The following is a 16949-nucleotide window of genomic DNA, read 5'->3' as shown; positions in this document are numbered from 1 at the left end:
GAGGACGGGCTCACGGTCCCGGATAGACGCAGCGAAAGTTCGCCGCATTGTTGACGTTGCCTCGGCCGACATAGCGCGGATAGGCAGGATAACGGCACATCGGCCGCGAGCGTCCGTTCGTTGCGCTTGCGATGTCGGTGCCGACAAGCGTCTCCGGCGCGATGCCGTCCGTCACCCAGCGGTCGAGCGCGCCGAGTTCGTCCCACGACGGGATGAACACGCCGTTGCCGTGCTGGAAGCCCGGCACCATGTAGAGGCGCATGAACGAATCGACGCCGTCCTGTCCGTAGCGCGCGATGAGCCGCCGGTAGAACGCGATCGTCTGGTTCGGGCTGATGACTTCGTCGGCGAGGCCGTGCATCGCGATCAGCTTGCCGCCGCGCGCGATGAACTGGGAAAGATCCGAGTTCATCGCGCCGACCGCCGCCGAGAGCGCCATCAGACGCCGCCCGTAGCGTCCCGGATTCCCGATGTCGAAGCCGATGCTGTTGTACGACAGGTCGCGCGTGACGAAATGCTTCATGTACGCATCGCCCTGCGCGAAGAGATAGCCGTTGACGCTGAAGGCCGGCGGGAACACGAGCGTCGGTGAGTCGCCGAGACCGAGCACGCCCGAGAAGTCGACGCCCTGATAGACGTTGTAGCCCGGATACGTATCGACGCCGAACGCGAGCATGTATGGCAGGTTGAGGCCGTCGCGCAGGGTGTCCAGCGTCGCGATCTGCGCATCCGACAGGCAACTGTCGCGCAATGAAGGCCGCTGCCCGTTTGCGCAACGCACGGCCGCGATGATCTGCGGCTCCAGCTTGCGGCACGCTTCCACGTTGCTGACGATGCCGTCGGCGGCGTTGTCGAGCATGTCGCATTCGTGCAGGACGGTATCGAACACGCGCCGCTGCTGCGCTAGCCCGACGTAACCGCCCGGCTTCCCATACGACGCCTGCCCGACAGCCACGCCCATCAGCCGGACGCCCGCGAAGTTGATCGCGGGCGCGTTGGCGATTACGCCGTCGTAGTCGCGCGGATAGCGCTCGATCACCGTGAAGCCTTCGCGACCACCCGTCGAGCCGCCGGCGAAGTAGGTTTTTTCGGGGTCGCGTCCGTAGCCCATCTGGATCAGCGCGAGCGCGACGTCGTGGGTTTTCTTCAGATGGCCGAAGCCGAAGTTGAGGATCGCTTCGTCGTTGGCGGCGAAGTCCGCTCGTCCCGCGTTGCCGACGTGGCCCGAATCGGAGCCGAAGGTCGCGTAACCGCGCGCGAGCGGCGTCGAGTCGGGGGCGAACGACATCGGCTCGGTGCCGCTCACGACGACGCCGCTGTAACCGCCGCCGCCCATCTGCAGCGCGCGGCCATTCCAGCGGGCCGGCAGGTTCACTTCGAAGCGGATGTCGGGCGTGCTGTCCTCGATCGGCTTGATCGCGCCGACGATGCGGCAGTATTCGCCGTTGCGGTTGCCCGGCGCGGCGGCCTTGACGACGGAGGCAGACCAGATGACGGCGCCGCGGGTCGGCAGGCCGATGATCGAGGGCGGCACGGTCTTGCCTTCGAGGTCGGCGCAGTGCTTTGTGAGATAGGAGGCGGCGCGGGCCGGCTGGCTTGCTGCAAGCGCGCAAGCAAAAAGTAAAACGAACACGAGGCGCGAAAAAGCGGCGATGGGGGTCACGGGTAGTTCGCTGACGGGCGCTGGGTACGCGGTGCTGGCGCAAGTCTCGTGCACGGTATGCGGCGCTCGGCGGCGGCGTTATGGAATGACGGGGACGGAATGCCGCTCAATATATAAGAAGAGTTTCAGAGGGAGCAATCTGTAAGGCGTTTCTCTTTATGTCTTACGGATCGCGTTGGTGAATGCGAATCGCAGTCGGTCTCTTGCCCGCAAACATGGCCATCCAGCTAATAGCGGCGGTGCGCTCGTCTGGATATGCTTGAGTCGTGCAGCAATCCGTAAGGGAGGGTGTCGACGCAGATGAAAATGAGTGAAACGATTCGAGCGATGAAGATTCCCCAACGGGCTCGCTGCGCTCCGCTCGTTCGTGACAACGGGCAAATTTTTCGAGCCGAGGGAGGTGCGCTTCACCGACGCGAATGGTCAGGAGCGTGTCGTAGTGTTGAAGTACGTCCCGACCAGGGACTGACATTGAATATCGCTACGGTTCAGCGACAGCCATGGCCGAGCGGTTCCATCCGATCGACGGTCACAATTTCTGACATCAGCTTTTTGATCGCGGGCTGAGACGGAACGGCCCGCGAAGAATCCTTCTGGCGCCAGATAGCCGCCGGCCGCTCGGGGTAACGGCCGCCGCTTACCGCCCGCTCTCCGCCAACGCCGCATCGAGATACGCCTCCCGCGCGCCGGATATATTCCGCGCGCCCTCCTCGTCTTTCGTATGCGCGAGACTGAACCGCTCGTTCGGCGCGGTGCCGTTCAGATGAAACGCGCCGATTGCCGCCTCCCGCTGGATCGCGGGGTTATGCGACGCGATCACGCGCGCGTTGCGCCAGTGCCGGTCGAGGCGCCGCGCTTCGCTCGTCGCGCTCGCCCCGCCGACCTCGAACAGTAGCGTCGATGCCTCCAGTACCTGCTCGATCACGATCTGCTGCGCCTTGTAGACCTGGATGTCGAGCGCGATGTAATCCTCGGTCGTCGCCCGGCCCTCGGCCCGCGCCCGATGCACGTTCTCCAGTGCCGCCGACACCGAATCGACGATGCTCTCCGCCGCGAACGCGAGGCTCGCAAGCCGCCCGACCACGCGATGCACGAGCGGATTATCGCGCGGGCTCGAGCGCCCCGGCACGCCGAACGTCCGCGTGCGCCCCTGCACGAACGCGACGCCATCGCGCAGCACTGCGCGCGCGATGCCCGCGAGCGTCGCGAGGTGTACGGTCTGATAGAACGCCGTCACGAGCGTGTTGCGGCGCGGCTCCGACGCCTTGAAGCGATGCAGGATCTGATCGTCGGAGACGCGAACGTCGTCGAAACGCGTCGTGCCGCTCGCCGTCAACCGCTGGCCGAAGCCGTCCCAGTCGTCGAGGCGCGTGACGCCCGGCGCGTCGCCGCGCACGAGCAGATGCACGTCCTGGTCACCATCGTGCGCGGTGACATTGATCCAGTCGGCATAGAGCGCGCCCGTGCTGTAGTACTTTTCGCCGTTCAGCAGCCACTCGCCGCTCGCGTGGTCCCGCGTCACGGTGACCGTGTTATGCGTCGAACCGGTGCGCTCGGAAATCGCCGCGCCGACCGTCTCGCCTTCCGCGACGCGCGTGAGCCAGCGGCGGCGGGCGGTTTCGTCGTCGCTTTCGAGGCGCATTTCGATGAAGCCGAAGTTCAGCCGCAGGATTTGCGGCAGGTTCGAATCGGCTTCGCCGAGCCGTGTCAGGAGGCGGAAGAACTGCGGCAGTGTTACGCCGCCGCCGCCGTATTCGCGCGGCACGCGCAGCGCCGTGAAACCCGACTCCTTGAGCCATCGCACCGCATCGTTCGCGAGTTCGCGCTTCTGCTCGCGCTCGACCGCGCCCGCCGCGATGTGCTCGAACACCTCCGAGAAGCGCTCGAGCAATTGCGCGTCGCCAAGCGGCGCCTGGGTCGTTGTCATGTGCTTTCTCCACTTTGGAACAGTATCGAAAGAGCATAAATTCGACGCCATCCCGCACACAACGAAGCAAATTTGCTAACGATATGCGCGTTTCGACGTTTCTTATTCGCCGTCCCATTCGCCCCTGAGGTCGCTGTCCTGCAAAAGCTGCAGCAACGTCTCGGCGGGCCGGCTCAGATGTTTCGCTCCGAGCGCGATGAACTCGACCTCGGGCAAATCCGGCAGCGCCGCGCGATTGACCGGCGCCGCGAGCCCGCGCCCCGCCAGGAAATGCGAGCGCACCGTGAGTCCGAGTCCGCCGCGCGCGGCCGCGATACAGCCCGCGTGGCTGCTGCTCGTGCAGACCATCTGCCAGCGCGCGCCTGCCATCGCGAGCGCATCGAGGACGACCGCGCGCGTCACGCTAGGCTCGGCGACGAGGATCAGCGGCAGCGGCGAGTCCAGATCGACCACGGTGCCGGGCTTGGCGAGCCACTCCAGCCGCCCGCTGAACAGCCGCGTGCCGCGCGCGTCGCCGAGACGCCGCTTGCCGACCGCAAGATCGATCGAGCCGGCATCGAGCAGTTGATAGAGCTGGCCCGTCATCCCGATCGTGATTTCGAGCTCGACGTCGGGATGGGTGTTGCGAAACGCGGCGAGCACGCTCGGCAGCGGGCCGAGCGCGAGATCGTCGGAGGAGCCGAGGCGCACGCGGCCGCGCAGACGGGGTGAACGGAACTGCGACTCCGCGTGCGACATCGCCTCCAGGATCACGCGCGCGTGGACGAGCATCGCCTCGCCGTCGGCGGTGAGCGCGAGCGAGTGGGTATCGCGCGTCATTAGGCGCCGGCCGACGCTTTCCTCCAGCCGACGGATGTGCTCGCTCACGCTTGACTGCGTGAGGCCGAGCTGGCGCCCGGCGTCGGTGAAGCTGTGCGACGCGGCCACCGTCGCGAAGGTGTTCAGCCAGACGGGATTGAGCATGCGGCAATTGTGATCGGATTAGCCGATCGTAGTCAATGTGGTTAGCGGGGTTCCCGATAGCTTCAACAGTCATTAACATTTCACACATGGCATTTTCAGGCGCCGCCCACGCCTTTTTACACTTCCCATGACCAGACAGTCCTCCCACACGGCCCTTCTCTGGATCGTCGCCGTCGGTTTTTTCATGCAGGCGCTCGATACCACGATCGTCAACACCGCCCTGCCCTCGATCGCCCACAGCCTCAACGCGCATCCGCTCGCGATGCAGTCGATCGTCGTCGCCTACACGCTGACGATGGCGCTCCTCACGCCCGCCTCTGGCTGGCTCGCCGACCGTTTCGGCACGCGGCGCGTCTATTTCGTCGCGATTTTGCTGTTCGTCATCGGCTCGCTGTGTTGCGCGGGGGCGCATACGCTGAACCAACTGGTGATCGCCCGGATCTTGCAAGGTATCGGCGGCTCCATGCTGCTGCCGATCGGGCGCCTCGCCGTGCTGCGCAGCGTGACGGGCGAGGCTTACGTCTCGGCGCTGGCCGTAATTTCGATCGCCGGACAGGTCGGCCCGATCCTGGGACCGACGCTCGGCGGCTGGTTCGTCGAATCGATTTCGTGGCACTGGATCTTCTTGATCAACGTGCCGATCGGCGCGCTCGGGCTCCTCGCCGTGCAACGCTTTCTGCCGGACGACGCCATCGCCGATGCGCCGCCGTTCGATTTCGTCGGCTGCGGCTTGCTGTCGCTGTGCATGGTCTCGTTTTCCCTGGCGCTCGATAGTCCGGTGCACGAGCATCGCGGGCTCGTGGCCGTTGGTCTTTTCGCGATCAGCGCAATCACGGCGCTCGCCTATATCCCGCACGCTCGGCGGCGCAGGAATCCGCTCTTCGAACTGGCGCTTTTTAGCGAGCCGAACTTCAGCGTCGGGTTGATCGGCAACCTGCTGTGCCGCGTCGGATCGAGCGCCGTGCCGTTCCTGCTGCCGCTCCTGATGCAGCTCGAACTCGGTTACAGCCCGCTGCATTCCGGCCTCATGATGCTGCCCGCCGCGTTCGCCGGCACCATCGCGAAAGGCTGGATCGCGCCGCTCGTCAAGCGCTATGGCTACGACACGTTCCTGCTCGTAAACACGATTCTGGTAGGTGCGTCGATCGTCGGCTTCGCGGCGTTCTCGCCGGCGACGCCGCTCGTCATCGAGATCGCGATCCTCGCCGTGTTCGGCGCGTGCAACTCGATGCAGTTCGCCGCGATGAACAGCGTCACGCTCAAGGGCCTCTCGATCAAGGACGCGGGCAGCGGCAACAGTCTCTTTTCGATGGTGCAGATGCTCGCGATCGGGCTGGGCGTGTCGATCGGCGGCGGGCTCGTGCAAGTGTTCGACGGCCAGTCCGGCTCGGCTGCGCTCGGCTTCCGGCTGAGCTTCGTGTGCGTGGGCGTGATTACGCTGCTCTCGGCGCTCGTGTTCCGCAGGCTCGACGCCGCGCCGCAACCGGTGCCCCGCCCGGCGACGGCGCAGTGACTCTGCAGGCTCGCGCCGAGACGGCTATCCTTGTCCGTCGCCACTAACCGCTAACGGAGCCACATCGTGCAATATCGCAAATTCGGCAGCACCGGTCTCACCGTCTCGCGCCTGTGCCTCGGCACGATGACGTTCGGCTTGCAGACAGAAGAAGACGCGTCGCGCAGCATCATGGACAAGGCCGCCGACGCCGGCGTCAATTTCATCGATACCGCCAACGTCTATCCGCTCGGCGGCACTGAATCGGTGGCTGGACGCACGGAGGAAATCGTTGGGCGCTGGCTGAAAGGCAAGCGCGACCGCTACATCCTCGCGACGAAGGCAGTCGGCAAGATGGGGCCGTCGGCGTGGGACCAGGGCGCGTCGCGCAAGCACTTGCTCGATGCGATCGACGCGTCGCTCAAGCGGCTGAACACCGATTACGTCGATCTGTATCAGTTGCATTCCGACGATCGCGAGACGCCGCTCGACGAGACGCTCGAAGCGCTAGATACCATCGTGCGGCAAGGGAAGGCGCGCTATATCGGGGTGTCGAATTTTCTGGCTTATCGGCTGGCGCGGGCGCTCGGGCGGTCGGATGCGTTGCGGGTGTCCCGCTTCGTGTCGGTGCAGCCGCGTTACAACCTGCTGTTCCGGCAGATCGAGCGTGAGTTGCTGCCGCTCGCGACCGAGGAGCAGCTTGCAGTGATCCCCTATAACCCGCTCGCGGGTGGGTTGCTGACCGGAAAGCATCGGCATGATGCGGCGCCTTCCGAAGGTCGCTTTACCGCGACGGTCGGCAAGGCCGGCGAAATGTACACGCAGCGCTACTGGCACGAGCGCGAGTTTCAGACGATCGAGAAGCTGAAGGCGATCGCTGCGGAGACGGGAGAGACGCTGGCGAAGACGTCGCTTGCCTGGGTGCTGGCGAATCCGGCTGTGACTTCGGCGATCATCGGCGCCAGCCGCGCGGAGCAGCTTACCGATACGCTCGCCGCAATCGATCTCGTGCTCGATCCTGAAGTCAAGGCAAAGCTCGATGAGGCTACGGACGAGTATCGGTGGGGGGATGCGCCGCGCTGAGTCGTCTCAGTACCGCGCGATGTCCCGGCTTTCCAGGATAGGCGATGGCGCGCCTTGCTTCGCGACTGCGAGCATCGCGCGCCCGACCTGCTCGGTCGTGACGATCGCGTTCGGAAACATGCGCTGCACGAGCGGCAGCACGGGGCGCGTGAGCGAGTAAATCGTCTGATACAGCGCGGTTTTCGAGCGCACGCCGTGCAGCGGGACGATCGCGCCAGGGCGGAACATGAACGCCGCCTTGAACGGCAGTCGCAGCAGCGCGTTCTCGGTGCGGCCCTTCACGCGCGCCCACATGCTGCTACCCTGTTCGGTGCTGTCGCAGCCGGCGCCCGTCACGTAGACGAAAGTCATCTGCGGATTCAGCCGCGCGAGCGTCTTTGCCGCAGCCATCGTCATGTCGTAGGTGAGGCGCGTGTACTCGGCCTCGCTCATCCGGAACGACGACACGCCAAGACAAAAGAAGCACGCATCGAAACCAGTAAGGTCGCTTTCCAGCGTCGCGTAATCGAACATGTCGCGATGCACGATTTCGCGCAGCTTCGGGTGCGCGACGCCCGTCGGCGTGCGGCCGAGCGTCACGACCTCGGTGACGTGGGCGTCGAGCAGGCATTCGCGCAGGACGCCCTGCCCGACCATGCCCGTTGCGCCAAAAAGAAGGACTTTCATCGAACGTCGGCTCCGGACGGTGAGCGCGGGGTTGTCAGTCGCGCCCGCCAGATTCCTTCCATCGAATAAACCGCCAGCGCCGCCCAGATCGCCCCATACCCGATCAGCCGGTCGTGCCCGAACGGCTCTCCATACACGACCACGCCGATCAGCAACTGCAGCGTCGGCGTGATGTACTGAATGAGCCCGAGCATCGAAAGCGGGATGCGACGCGCGCCGGCGGCGAACAGCAAAAGCGGAATCGCCGTGATCGGCCCGGCTGCGATCAGCAGAATCTGCACCCCGACCGATGCATGCCCGAATCCGCTCGTCCCATGCATCCCGAGAAACAGCAAGTAGACCGCCGCGAGCGGACAAAGCAGCATCGTCTCGAGCGTGAGCCCTTCGAGCGCCCCGAGATGCGCGGTCTTGCGCAGCAATCCGTATCCGCCGAACGTGAGCGCGAGCGCAAGACTGATCCACGGCGGCGCACCGTTCACCCACGTGAGCCACGCAACCCCCGCCCCCGCAATCGCGACCGACACCCACTGCAACGGCCGCAGCCGTTCATGCAGGAACGCCATCCCGAACAGCACGTTAATCAGCGGGTTGATGAAGTACCCGAGACTCGCCTCGACGATGCGGCCATCGTTGACCGCCCAGATGTAGATGCCCCAGTTCGTCGACAAGAGCACCGCGCTCGCCACGAACCGCAGGAGCTGCTGCCGGTTGCGCATGACGGGCCAGAGCCAGTTCCACTGACGGCGCACCGTCAGCACGATGAACAGGAACACCATCGACCAGGCCATCCGGTGCGTGAGCATCTCGACCGCGCCGATCGAATGCAGCGCCTTGAAATACAGCGGGAAAAGTCCCCAGATGGCAAACGCCGAGAATGCGTAGACGACTCCTGGATTCATTTTGGTTTGGGCGGAAAGACGGTTCTGGACGAGCGGCAACGTTGTAAGGCTCGTCGCGCGGAAGTGTCGGATTTTAGTCGACTCGAGTGTGTTTCCCCTAATCACGCTTGTGGCGCCGCGCGAACCGTTTGCTGCTCCTCACGCTCAAACCGAGGCGAAAAACGCGCGTGTTAGCATTCCCCGGCCTGTTTTTTGCGGTGCAGCGACGGCATCCGCCACCGCATCGCCCTGACCTCCCTGGACATAATGGATAACAACTCCGTTCATCAGCATTTCTTTCATTTTCTGCTACTGGTTGTGACGGTTGCATTCGCCTGGGTCCTGCTGCCGTTCTTCGGCGCGGTCTTCTGGGGCACGATTCTGGCGATCCTTTTCCAACCTATGCAGCGCTGGCTCACGGTGCGCTTCGGCAAGCGCCGCAACCTTGCCGCGCTGACGACGCTCGCGATCACCATCCTCATCGTGATCCTGCCGCTCGCGCTGGTCGCGGGCACGCTCGTGCAGGAAATCACGCTCGCGTACACGCAGATCAAGTCCGGCCAGCCGAACTTCACGGGCTACTTCCAGCAGGCGGTGCACGCGTTGCCGTCGTCGGTGCAGAGTCTGCTCGGCCGCTTCGGTCTCGACGACATCCCCGGCATCCAGCGCCGTCTGACCGCCGGCGCGGCGCAGATCAGCCAGTTCGTCGCGGAACAGGCGCTCAGCATCGGGCAGAACACGTTCCAGTTCGTGATCAGCTTCGGCGTGATGCTCTACCTCGTGTTTTTCCTGCTGCGCGACGGCGGCGAAATCGGCCGGCGTATCCGCCGCGCCCTGCCGCTCGATGAAGCGCACAAGATGCATCTGATCGCCAAGTTCACGACGGTCGTGCGCGCGACGGTGAAGGGCAATATCGCGGTGGCGGCGGTACAGGGGCTGCTCGGCGGACTGATCTTCTGGATTCTCGGCATCCAGGGGTCGCTCCTGTGGGGCGTGCTGATGGCGTTCCTGTCGCTCTTGCCTGCGATCGGCGCAGCGCTCGTATGGGCGCCCGCCGCTGCCTATTTCCTGATGACGGGCGATATCTGGCGCGGCGTGATCCTGATCGTGTTCTGCGTGGTGGTGATCGGACTGGTCGACAACGTGCTGCGACCGATTCTCGTCGGCAAGGACACGAAGATGCCCGACTGGGTCGTGCTGATCTCGACGCTAGGCGGCATGGCGCTCTTCGGCATCAACGGCTTCGTGATCGGGCCGCTGGTGGCGGCGCTTTTCATGGCGAGCTGGGATTTGTTCGCGCAGGGCGAGGAGACGGGGCCGGATTTGTAACTACCGCGTCCCAATGAAAAACCGGCTCCTGAGAGCCGGTTCTTTATTTGTCATCAATTTTCACCGCGCCTCACGCGGCACATATCTGCAGTCGAAACGCTTCCTCACCGTCCCGTTCTCATCGACGCTTTCCAGATACACATCGAACTGCCACAGCCGCGCCATGTGCTTGAGCACTTCATCGCTATCGTTCGACAGATGCCGGTTATCCGTCATGAAGTGACGCAGCGTGAGACTGCGGTCGCCGCGCGTGTTCACCGAATACACCTGGATGTTCGGCTCGCGATGATGCATGTCGTATTGACGCGACAGCGCCTGCCGCACATACCGATATCCGCTTCCATCATGAATCGCCGACACTTCGAGCGCGTCGCGCATGTCGTCGTCGAGTATGGAGAAGAGGCGCATCTCGCGGATCAGATGGGGCGACAGATACTGCGCGATGAAGCTCTCGTCCTTGAAGTTGCGCATCGCGTAGTGCAGCGCTTCCAGCCAGTCGCTGCCGGCGAGTTCGGGGAACCACTCGCGATCCTCATCGGTCGGGTTCTCGCAGATGCGGCGGATGTCGCTCATCATCGAGAAGCCGAGCGCGTACGGATTGATGCCGCTGTAATACGGCTTCGTCACCGGTGGCTGATACACCACGTTGCTGTGCGAATGCAGGAACTCCATCATGAAGCCGTCTTCGAGCCGGCCTTCGTTATAGAGCGTGTTGAGCAGCGTGTAGTGCCAGAACGTGGCCCAGCCTTCGTTCATCACCTGCGTCTGACGCTGCGGGTAGAAATACTGCCCCACCTTGCGCACGATGCGGATCACTTCCCGCTCCCAAGGCTCCAGCAAAGGCGCGTTCTTCTCCGCGAAGTACAGCAGGTTTTCCTGTGGTTCCGGCGGATAGCGGCTTTCGATTTCCTCGGCGGTCTGCGCCTTGCCCTTCGGCAGGGTGCGCCACAGTTCATTTACCTGCGACTGCAGATACGCCTCGCGCTCGCGGCGCATCGCGGCTTCCTTCGCGAGCGAGAGTTTCTGCGGCCGTTTGTACCGATCGACGCCGTAATTCATCAGCGCATGGCATGAATCGAGCAGTTCCTCGACATGATCCAGCCCGTAACGCTCCTCGCACTCCGCGATGTAATTCTTCGCGTAGACGAGGTAATCGATGATCGCGTGCGCGTCCGTCCACAGGCGGAACAGGTAGTTGCCCTTGAAGAACGAGTTGTGCCCGTACGCGGCGTGCGCGATGACGAGCGCCTGCATCGTCATCGTGTTCTCTTCCATGAGGTAAGCGATACATGGATTCGAATTGATGACGATTTCGTACGCCAGCCCCATCTGCCCGCGCCGATAGCTCTTCTCAGTCGATAGAAAATGTTTGCCGAACGACCAGTGCCGATAGTTCACCGGCATCCCGACCGACGCATACGCGTCCATCATCTGCTCGGCGCTGATCAGTTCGAGCTGGATTGGATAGACGTCCAGCTTGTACCGTTCGGCGACGCGCGCGATTTCGGTGTCGTATTCCTCGATGAGTTCGAAGGTCCAGTCCGACGGGCACGGCAACGGCCTTTTTTCCGCAACATTCATGCTGCCTTCCTTCCGCGCCGGCGAGGGCGCGCTCCGTTGCTCCGCTTCCAGCTTCGACGGTACGCGGTCGTCTGCGCTGCCGTCCAGGTTATAACCACGCGCTTCGTTGTGGAGATGCCTTGTCGTCATGCAGCCGCCTGTTGTTTCTCGAACAGTTCGCGGAACACCGGGTAGATGTCCGCGGCCGATTCGACTTTTTTCATCGCGAGCTCTGGCGCCGTCAGCGCCAGTTGAGCGTACTCCAGCCAGAGATTCTGCTCTTCGGGCGCCACTTGAATATAGGCAAAATACCGTACTTTGGGCAGGATGTCTTCGGACAGAAGCTTGCGGCACTTGGGCGAGTCGTCGGTCCAGTTGTCGCCGTCCGAGGCCTGTGCGCCGTAAATGTTCCATTCAGTCGGCGAATAGCGCTCGTCCATGATCTTCTTCATCAGCTCCAGCGCGCTCGATACGACCGTGCCGCCGCTCTCCGTCGAATGGAAGAACGTCTCTTCGTCGACTTCCTCGGCGCGCGTGTGGTGACGGATGAACACCACTTCGATCTTCTCGTAGTTGCGGTTCAGGAACAGGTACAGCAGGATGAAGAAGCGCTTGGACAGGTCCTTGCGCTGCTCGTCCATCGAACCCGAGACGTCCATCAGGCAGAACATCACGGCTTTGCTCGACGGCGTCGGCTGCTTTACGCGGTTCACGTAGCGCAAGTCGAACGGATCGATGAATGGAATGCGCGTGATGCGGCCCTTCATGATCACGATGTCGGCTTCGAGACGCGCGATGTCGTCAGGGTCGGCCTTCTCTTCCTTGAGCTCTTCCAGTTGCCGCTCCATCTCGTGCAACTGGCTCAGAAGCGGCGAGCCGAGCGCGATCCGCCGCCCGAGCGCGCTGCGCAGCGACCGCACCACGTCAATGTTGTTCGGCGTGCCTTCCGCCGCCCAACCGGCGCGGACGTTCTTCCACGTCGGGACGGCGAGCAACTGGGTTTTGACGAGCCGGGGCAATTCGAGATCGTCGAAGAAATACTGCATGAATTCTTCGCGCGAAAGTTCGAAGACGAAGTCGTCCTGCCCATCGCCTTCGTTGCTGGCGGTCTTGCCGCCGCCACCGCCGCCGCCTTGCGGGCGCTGGATCTTGTCGCCGCGAATGTAGTCGGCGTTGCCCGGGTGGACGAGTTCACGTTTGCCGCCAGGGCCATGCCGGAACGACGGTTCGGCAATGTCCTTCTTCGGGATCGTGATGCTCTGGGTGTTTTGAATGTCCTTGATGCTGCGGTCACGCACCGCGTCGGACACCGCGCGGCGAATGTAGTTCTTCACGCGGCGCAGAAAGCGTTCGCGGTTGGCGATGCTCTTGTTCTTGCCGGCTAACCTGCGGTCGATGATTTGGTGCAGCACATCCAGTCTCCCGCGTTATTGGCGAGGAAGCGAGGCGCTGCGCTGACTTCCGCCGCATGTGGCCGTGGCCTGTGGCGGATGCCGTCGGTCACGCCTCGCAAGGTGCCCGCGCTGCGCCACCGATGATTGCACGGGCAATCCCGGCGACGTGGCGTGGACCTGATACGTAGGGTTTCACGATTCAGTCATGCTGTTGGCCTCGATCAGGAAGACTTGCGCACGCGCAGATACCAGTCGCAGAGGAGCCGCACTTGCTTCGGCGTGTAGCCCTTCGCGACCATGCGATTGACGAAGTCTTCGTGCTTGCGCTGTTCTTCCGCCGATCCCTTTGCATTGAACGAAATGACAGGCAGAAGTTCTTCGGTATTCGAGAACATTTTCTTCTCGATCACCACGCGCAGCTTCTCGTAGCTGATCCATGCCGGATTCTTCCCGCCGTTCGCCGCCCGCGCCCGCAGCACGAAGTTCACGATCTCGTTGCGGAAGTCCTTCGGGTTGCTGATGCCCGCCGGCTTCTCGATCTTCTCCAGCTCGGCGTTGAGCGCCGCACGGTCGAAGCTCTCGCCGGTATCGTGATCGCGGAACTCCTGATCCTGAATCCAGAAGTCGGCATAGGTCACGTAGCGATCGAAGATGTTTTGTCCATACTCCGAATACGATTCCAGATACGCGGTCTGAATCTCCTTGCCGATGAACTCGGCATAGCGCGAAGCCAGCACGTCCTTGATGAACGACAGGTACTTCTGCTCCGTCTCCGGCGGGAACTGCTCGCGTTCGATCTGCTGTTCGAGCACGTACATAAGGTGAACCGGATTGGCGGCGACTTCCGCCGAATCGAAGTTGAAGACGCGCGACAGGATCTTGAACGCGAACCGCGTCGAGACACCGGTCATGCCTTCGTCGACACCCGCGAAGTCGCGATACTCCTGATACGACTTCGCCTTCGGGTCCGTGTCCTTGAGGTTGTCGCCGTCGTAGACCTGCATCTTCGAAAAGAGGCTGGAGTTTTCCGGCTCGTGCAGGCGCGTGAGCACCGCCATCTGCGCCATCATCTTGAGCGTGCCGGGCGCGCACACGGCCTCGGCGAGCGACGAATTGCGCAGCAGCTTTTCGTAGATCTTGACCTCTTCGCTGTAGCGCAGGCAATACGGCACCTTCACGACGAAGATCCGGTCGAGCAGCGCCTCGTTGTTCTTGTTGTTGCGGAACGCCTTCCACTCCGATTCGTTCGAGTGAGCGAGGATCACGCCGTCGAAAGGAATCGCGCCGAAGCCTTCCGTGCCCTTGAAGTTGCCTTCCTGGGTTGCGGTGAGCAGCGGGTGCAGGACCTTGATCGGCGCCTTGAACATTTCGACGAATTCGAGCAGGCCCTGATTCGCGAGACATAGGCCGCCGGAGTAGCTGTAGGCGTCGGCGTCGTCTTGCGAGTAGGTTTCGAGCTTGCGGATATCCACCTTGCCGACCAGCGACGAGATGTCCTGGTTGTTCTCGTCGCCCGGTTCCGTCTTCGCGATGCCGATCTGCCGAAGGATCGACGGATAGCGCCGCACGACGCGGAACTTGCGGATGTCGCCGTTGTATTCGTGCAGGCGCTTGACCGCCCACGGGCTCAGGATGCTCTTGAGATAACGGCGCGGGATGCCGTACTGCTCTTCGAGCACGGGACCGTCTTCGTCATAGTCGAAGAGACCGAGCGGCGACTCGTTCACGGGCGAGCCCTTGATCGAGTAGAACGGCACGCGTTCCATGAGCTGCTTCAGGCGCTCCGCGATCGACGACTTGCCGCCGCCGACAGGCCCGAGCAAATACAGGATCTGCTTCTTTTCCTCGAGGCCCTGTGACGCGTGCCGGAAGTACGACACGACGTGTTCGATCACTTCCTCCATTCCGTAGAACTCGCGGAATGCCGGATACACCTTGATGACCTTGTTCGCAAACACACGCGATAAACGCGGATCGAGTCGTGTATCGACCTGTTCGGGTTCACCGATGGCCGTCAACATGCGTTCGCCCGACGTTGCATACGTGGCGGGATCTTCTTTGCAGAGCGCGAGGTACTCTTCGAGCGAGAATTCCTCCTCGCGAGTTTTTTCGAAGCGCGTCGCGAAACTGCTGTAGATATCCATGCTACCTCCTCGCCGAAGTCAGAAAACGTTGCCGTGCGCAAAGCGCGTAATCGAAACGACATCGCTTGAATTCATCCTAAACCCTTTCGAATTTTTTTTCACGCACTTGCGTGGGTGATTTGCTTCGAAGAATTCCTAGCTTGGAGGATTATTTTCGTTCACCTACAATCCTCAGTCCCGATGTCACTATCGTGTTGCCGCAAGTCCCGCTTGCCTGTTCGTTTCACCTCGTAGCAGCACAGTTATCCACAGCAAGACGCCATCGCAACCCTGCTGCCCTGGCAGTCGGCGGCGTGGTTTGCTGCCATGCGCGTGTCCTGTGTCGTCGCAATAGATACACAATCGTTCTGAATGCAATGGCGATGCCTTTTTCAATCGTGTTCCACCGAACGCTACGCTCCGGCGGCTTGTAATTTCCACTTACCGCATCGATATCGCGCGTCGAATCTTCTTTGCATGCCGATACCCGCGTCGATACCCTTTTGATGGATATGGATTTACGGGCCATCGGCATAACGTCACGGATTTGTTTGTGGGGTTTGCGCATCATCGCTGGTTCATACGAGTGCGAGTTCTATCTCCCCGACACGGTCGATCGAGCCGTGCACGAGTCCCGGCACTTCGATCCGGTGCGCGCCGGTATAGGTGCCCGTCGTGACGGTCCAGAAGGGCTCGACCGCGAGTCCCATCCGCGAACAGTGATTGACGAACCAGACGAGCAGTTCGCGCGGATCGCCCGCGGGATTGCCGCCCGTGTCGGGCACGATCGAGACGCCGTCGAGCGTCAATTCCAGGCGCGGCGCGAGGAAGTCGAAACCGGGCGCGATCACGTTGTAAGGCTCGATGGCGCCGACGACCAGCGCGCCGTTGTTCTGCGCATCGGCGAGTTGCGCGAGCGGCGCGAGGTTCGGCCACTGCGCGAAGCGGCTGTCGACGACTTCGAGCGCCACCGCCATCCCGCCGATCGCGCCGAGCACTTCGTCGCGCTCATAAGGCTCGGCGCGCGCGGGCAGCGCGCGGTCGAAGCGAAACGCGATCTCCATTTCCACCAGCACGCGAAAGAACGACGCGATCTCGAGCCGTGCCGGCGACGCATGCACGAGCGCCGCTTCGATCGGCGCCCCAGCGGGCGGCGCCGACGGCGTGCGCGCGCCGATCTTCCACGCACCGATGCGCGCATCGCGCAGCCTCAGGACCTCGTGCTGGATGGCGTAGGCGGCGCCGGTGTCGGCGGGGATGTCGCGGGCGGCGAGTTCGTCGATCAACGTGTGCTGCTCGCGCGCCCGAACGAGTTGTGCGGCGAGTGTCGATTCGGTCATGTCGGAGTTCCTCGTAAACGTGACGGACAAGTGCCATCAGTGTACGAGTTACCGTCGCCGCGCGAAGCCGTCATGGTTGTTACAAAAGCAAACGCGCGCCGCGAAAGGCTTTCGCGGCGCGCGTTCAACGACTTTGTAACAGCGATCCGTGCAGGATGATCAGAAGGTTTCCCAGTCGCCCGATGCGGTTGCTGCGGCAGCCGGTGCCACAGTGCGCGGCGCGGCCATCGCCGGGCGCTTGGCGGGCGCGGCGACAGCGGGTTTGCGCACGACCGGCCGCGGACTGGCCTTCGACCGCGGAGGCGCTACCGGCGCACCACCGCTTTCGTTCAGTTGAAACACTGAAACCACCTGACGCAGACGCCCCGCCTGATCTTCCAGCGATTGCGCCGCAGCCGCCGCTTCCTCGACGAGCGCCGCGTTTTGCTGCGTCACTTCGTCCATTTGCGTGACGGCGCGCGCTACCTGGTCGATCCCGCTGCTCTGCTCTTCCGATGCCGCCGCGATCTCGCCCATGATGTCGGTCACGCG

Annotated in this window: 12 protein-coding genes and 1 pseudogene; 3 read left to right on the top strand and 10 right to left on the bottom strand. The window is 62.9% G+C overall.

The window, feature by feature from the left end; translation table 11 throughout:
* Window positions 1-10: 10 nt before the first annotated feature.
* The 3 genes from AWB67_RS09275 to AWB67_RS09265 all read right to left on the bottom strand — a co-directional run bounded on the left by AWB67_RS09275 (window position 11) and on the right by AWB67_RS09265 (window position 4553).
* Window positions 11-1663 carry a tannase/feruloyl esterase family alpha/beta hydrolase gene (locus AWB67_RS09275; RefSeq protein WP_087655950.1) on the bottom strand — a complete coding sequence of 551 codons (1653 nt, stop codon included), beginning with the start codon at window positions 1661-1663 and terminating at the stop codon, window positions 11-13.
* A 637-nt stretch (window positions 1664-2300) separates the two neighbouring features.
* Window positions 2301-3590, bottom strand: a complete 1290-nt coding sequence (locus AWB67_RS09270; protein WP_087655949.1) for an acyl-CoA dehydrogenase family protein — start codon at window positions 3588-3590, stop codon at window positions 2301-2303.
* 102 nt (window positions 3591-3692) lie between these two features.
* Entirely contained in the window at window positions 3693-4553 is an 861-nt protein-coding gene (locus AWB67_RS09265) for a LysR family transcriptional regulator (RefSeq protein ID WP_087655948.1), read from the bottom strand.
* Between the two features lie 127 nt (window positions 4554-4680).
* Between AWB67_RS09265 and AWB67_RS09260 the strand changes: the two genes are divergently transcribed.
* Window positions 4681-6066: a DHA2 family efflux MFS transporter permease subunit gene (locus AWB67_RS09260; protein ID WP_087655947.1), complete on the top strand. Its 1386-nt coding sequence runs from the start codon at window positions 4681-4683 to the stop codon at window positions 6064-6066.
* A gap of 66 nt (window positions 6067-6132) precedes the next feature.
* The gene (locus AWB67_RS09255; protein ID WP_087655946.1) at window positions 6133-7128 is read left to right on the top strand and encodes an aldo/keto reductase; all 996 of its coding nucleotides are present in this window, start codon (window positions 6133-6135) and stop codon (window positions 7126-7128) included.
* Between the two features lie 6 nt (window positions 7129-7134).
* On the opposite strand, the gene AWB67_RS09250 is transcribed toward AWB67_RS09255, so the two are convergent.
* Window positions 7135-7794: a Rossmann-fold NAD(P)-binding domain-containing protein gene (locus AWB67_RS09250; RefSeq protein ID WP_087655945.1), complete on the bottom strand. Its 660-nt coding sequence runs from the start codon at window positions 7792-7794 to the stop codon at window positions 7135-7137.
* Entirely contained in the window at window positions 7791-8693 is a 903-nt protein-coding gene (rarD, locus tag AWB67_RS09245; RefSeq protein ID WP_087656108.1) for an EamA family transporter RarD, read from the bottom strand. Before rarD ends, AWB67_RS09250 begins: the two co-directional genes overlap by 4 nt.
* Window positions 8694-8939: 246 nt before the next feature.
* Here rarD and AWB67_RS09240 point away from each other — a divergent pair, with 246 nt between their 5' ends.
* Window positions 8940-10001 carry an AI-2E family transporter gene (locus AWB67_RS09240; protein ID WP_087655944.1) on the top strand — a complete coding sequence of 354 codons (1062 nt, stop codon included), beginning with the start codon at window positions 8940-8942 and terminating at the stop codon, window positions 9999-10001.
* Window positions 10002-10061: 60 nt separating this feature from the next.
* On the opposite strand, the gene AWB67_RS09235 is transcribed toward AWB67_RS09240, so the two are convergent.
* From AWB67_RS09235 to AWB67_RS09215, 5 genes and pseudogenes are all read right to left on the bottom strand, one after another.
* On the bottom strand, window positions 10062-11711 hold the full coding sequence (locus AWB67_RS09235; RefSeq protein WP_087655943.1) for a SpoVR family protein: 1650 nt from the start codon (window positions 11709-11711) through the stop codon (window positions 10062-10064).
* Window positions 11708-12973, bottom strand: coding sequence for a YeaH/YhbH family protein (locus tag AWB67_RS09230; RefSeq protein ID WP_087655942.1), 1266 nt, complete (start codon window positions 12971-12973; stop codon window positions 11708-11710). The genes AWB67_RS09235 and AWB67_RS09230 overlap by 4 nt, the downstream gene beginning before the upstream one ends.
* Before the next feature lie 203 nt (window positions 12974-13176).
* Window positions 13177-15099 carry a PrkA family serine protein kinase gene (locus AWB67_RS09225; protein ID WP_087655941.1) on the bottom strand — a complete coding sequence of 641 codons (1923 nt, stop codon included), beginning with the start codon at window positions 15097-15099 and terminating at the stop codon, window positions 13177-13179.
* 557 nt (window positions 15100-15656) lie between these two features.
* The gene (locus AWB67_RS09220; RefSeq protein WP_087655940.1) at window positions 15657-16418 is read right to left on the bottom strand and encodes a 2-keto-4-pentenoate hydratase; all 762 of its coding nucleotides are present in this window, start codon (window positions 16416-16418) and stop codon (window positions 15657-15659) included.
* Between the two features lie 159 nt (window positions 16419-16577).
* Window positions 16578-16949: pseudogene (locus AWB67_RS09215) on the bottom strand (methyl-accepting chemotaxis protein); the annotation flags it as partial.

The sequence above is a fragment of the Caballeronia terrestris genome (genome assembly GCF_001544515.1).
Lineage (GTDB): Bacteria > Pseudomonadota > Gammaproteobacteria > Burkholderiales > Burkholderiaceae > Caballeronia > Caballeronia terrestris.
Note: the sequence above shows the minus strand (reverse complement) of the source record. Positions and strands in the feature narration are given on the sequence as shown.

Coding starts and splice junctions, on each gene's coding strand:
- AWB67_RS09270 (WP_087655949.1), bottom strand. CDS start 3,590: ATGACAACGACCCAGGCGCCGCTTGGCGACGCGCAATTGCTCGAGCGC.
- AWB67_RS09265 (WP_087655948.1), bottom strand. CDS start 4,553: ATGCTCAATCCCGTCTGGCTGAACACCTTCGCGACGGTGGCCGCGTCG.
- AWB67_RS09260 (WP_087655947.1), top strand. CDS start 4,681: ATGACCAGACAGTCCTCCCACACGGCCCTTCTCTGGATCGTCGCCGTC.
- AWB67_RS09250 (WP_087655945.1), bottom strand. CDS start 7,794: ATGAAAGTCCTTCTTTTTGGCGCAACGGGCATGGTCGGGCAGGGCGTC.
- rarD (WP_087656108.1), bottom strand. CDS start 8,693: ATGAATCCAGGAGTCGTCTACGCATTCTCGGCGTTTGCCATCTGGGGA.
- AWB67_RS09240 (WP_087655944.1), top strand. CDS start 8,940: ATGGATAACAACTCCGTTCATCAGCATTTCTTTCATTTTCTGCTACTG.
- AWB67_RS09235 (WP_087655943.1), bottom strand. CDS start 11,711: ATGACGACAAGGCATCTCCACAACGAAGCGCGTGGTTATAACCTGGAC.
- AWB67_RS09225 (WP_087655941.1), bottom strand. CDS start 15,099: ATGGATATCTACAGCAGTTTCGCGACGCGCTTCGAAAAAACTCGCGAG.
- AWB67_RS09220 (WP_087655940.1), bottom strand. CDS start 16,418: ATGACCGAATCGACACTCGCCGCACAACTCGTTCGGGCGCGCGAGCAG.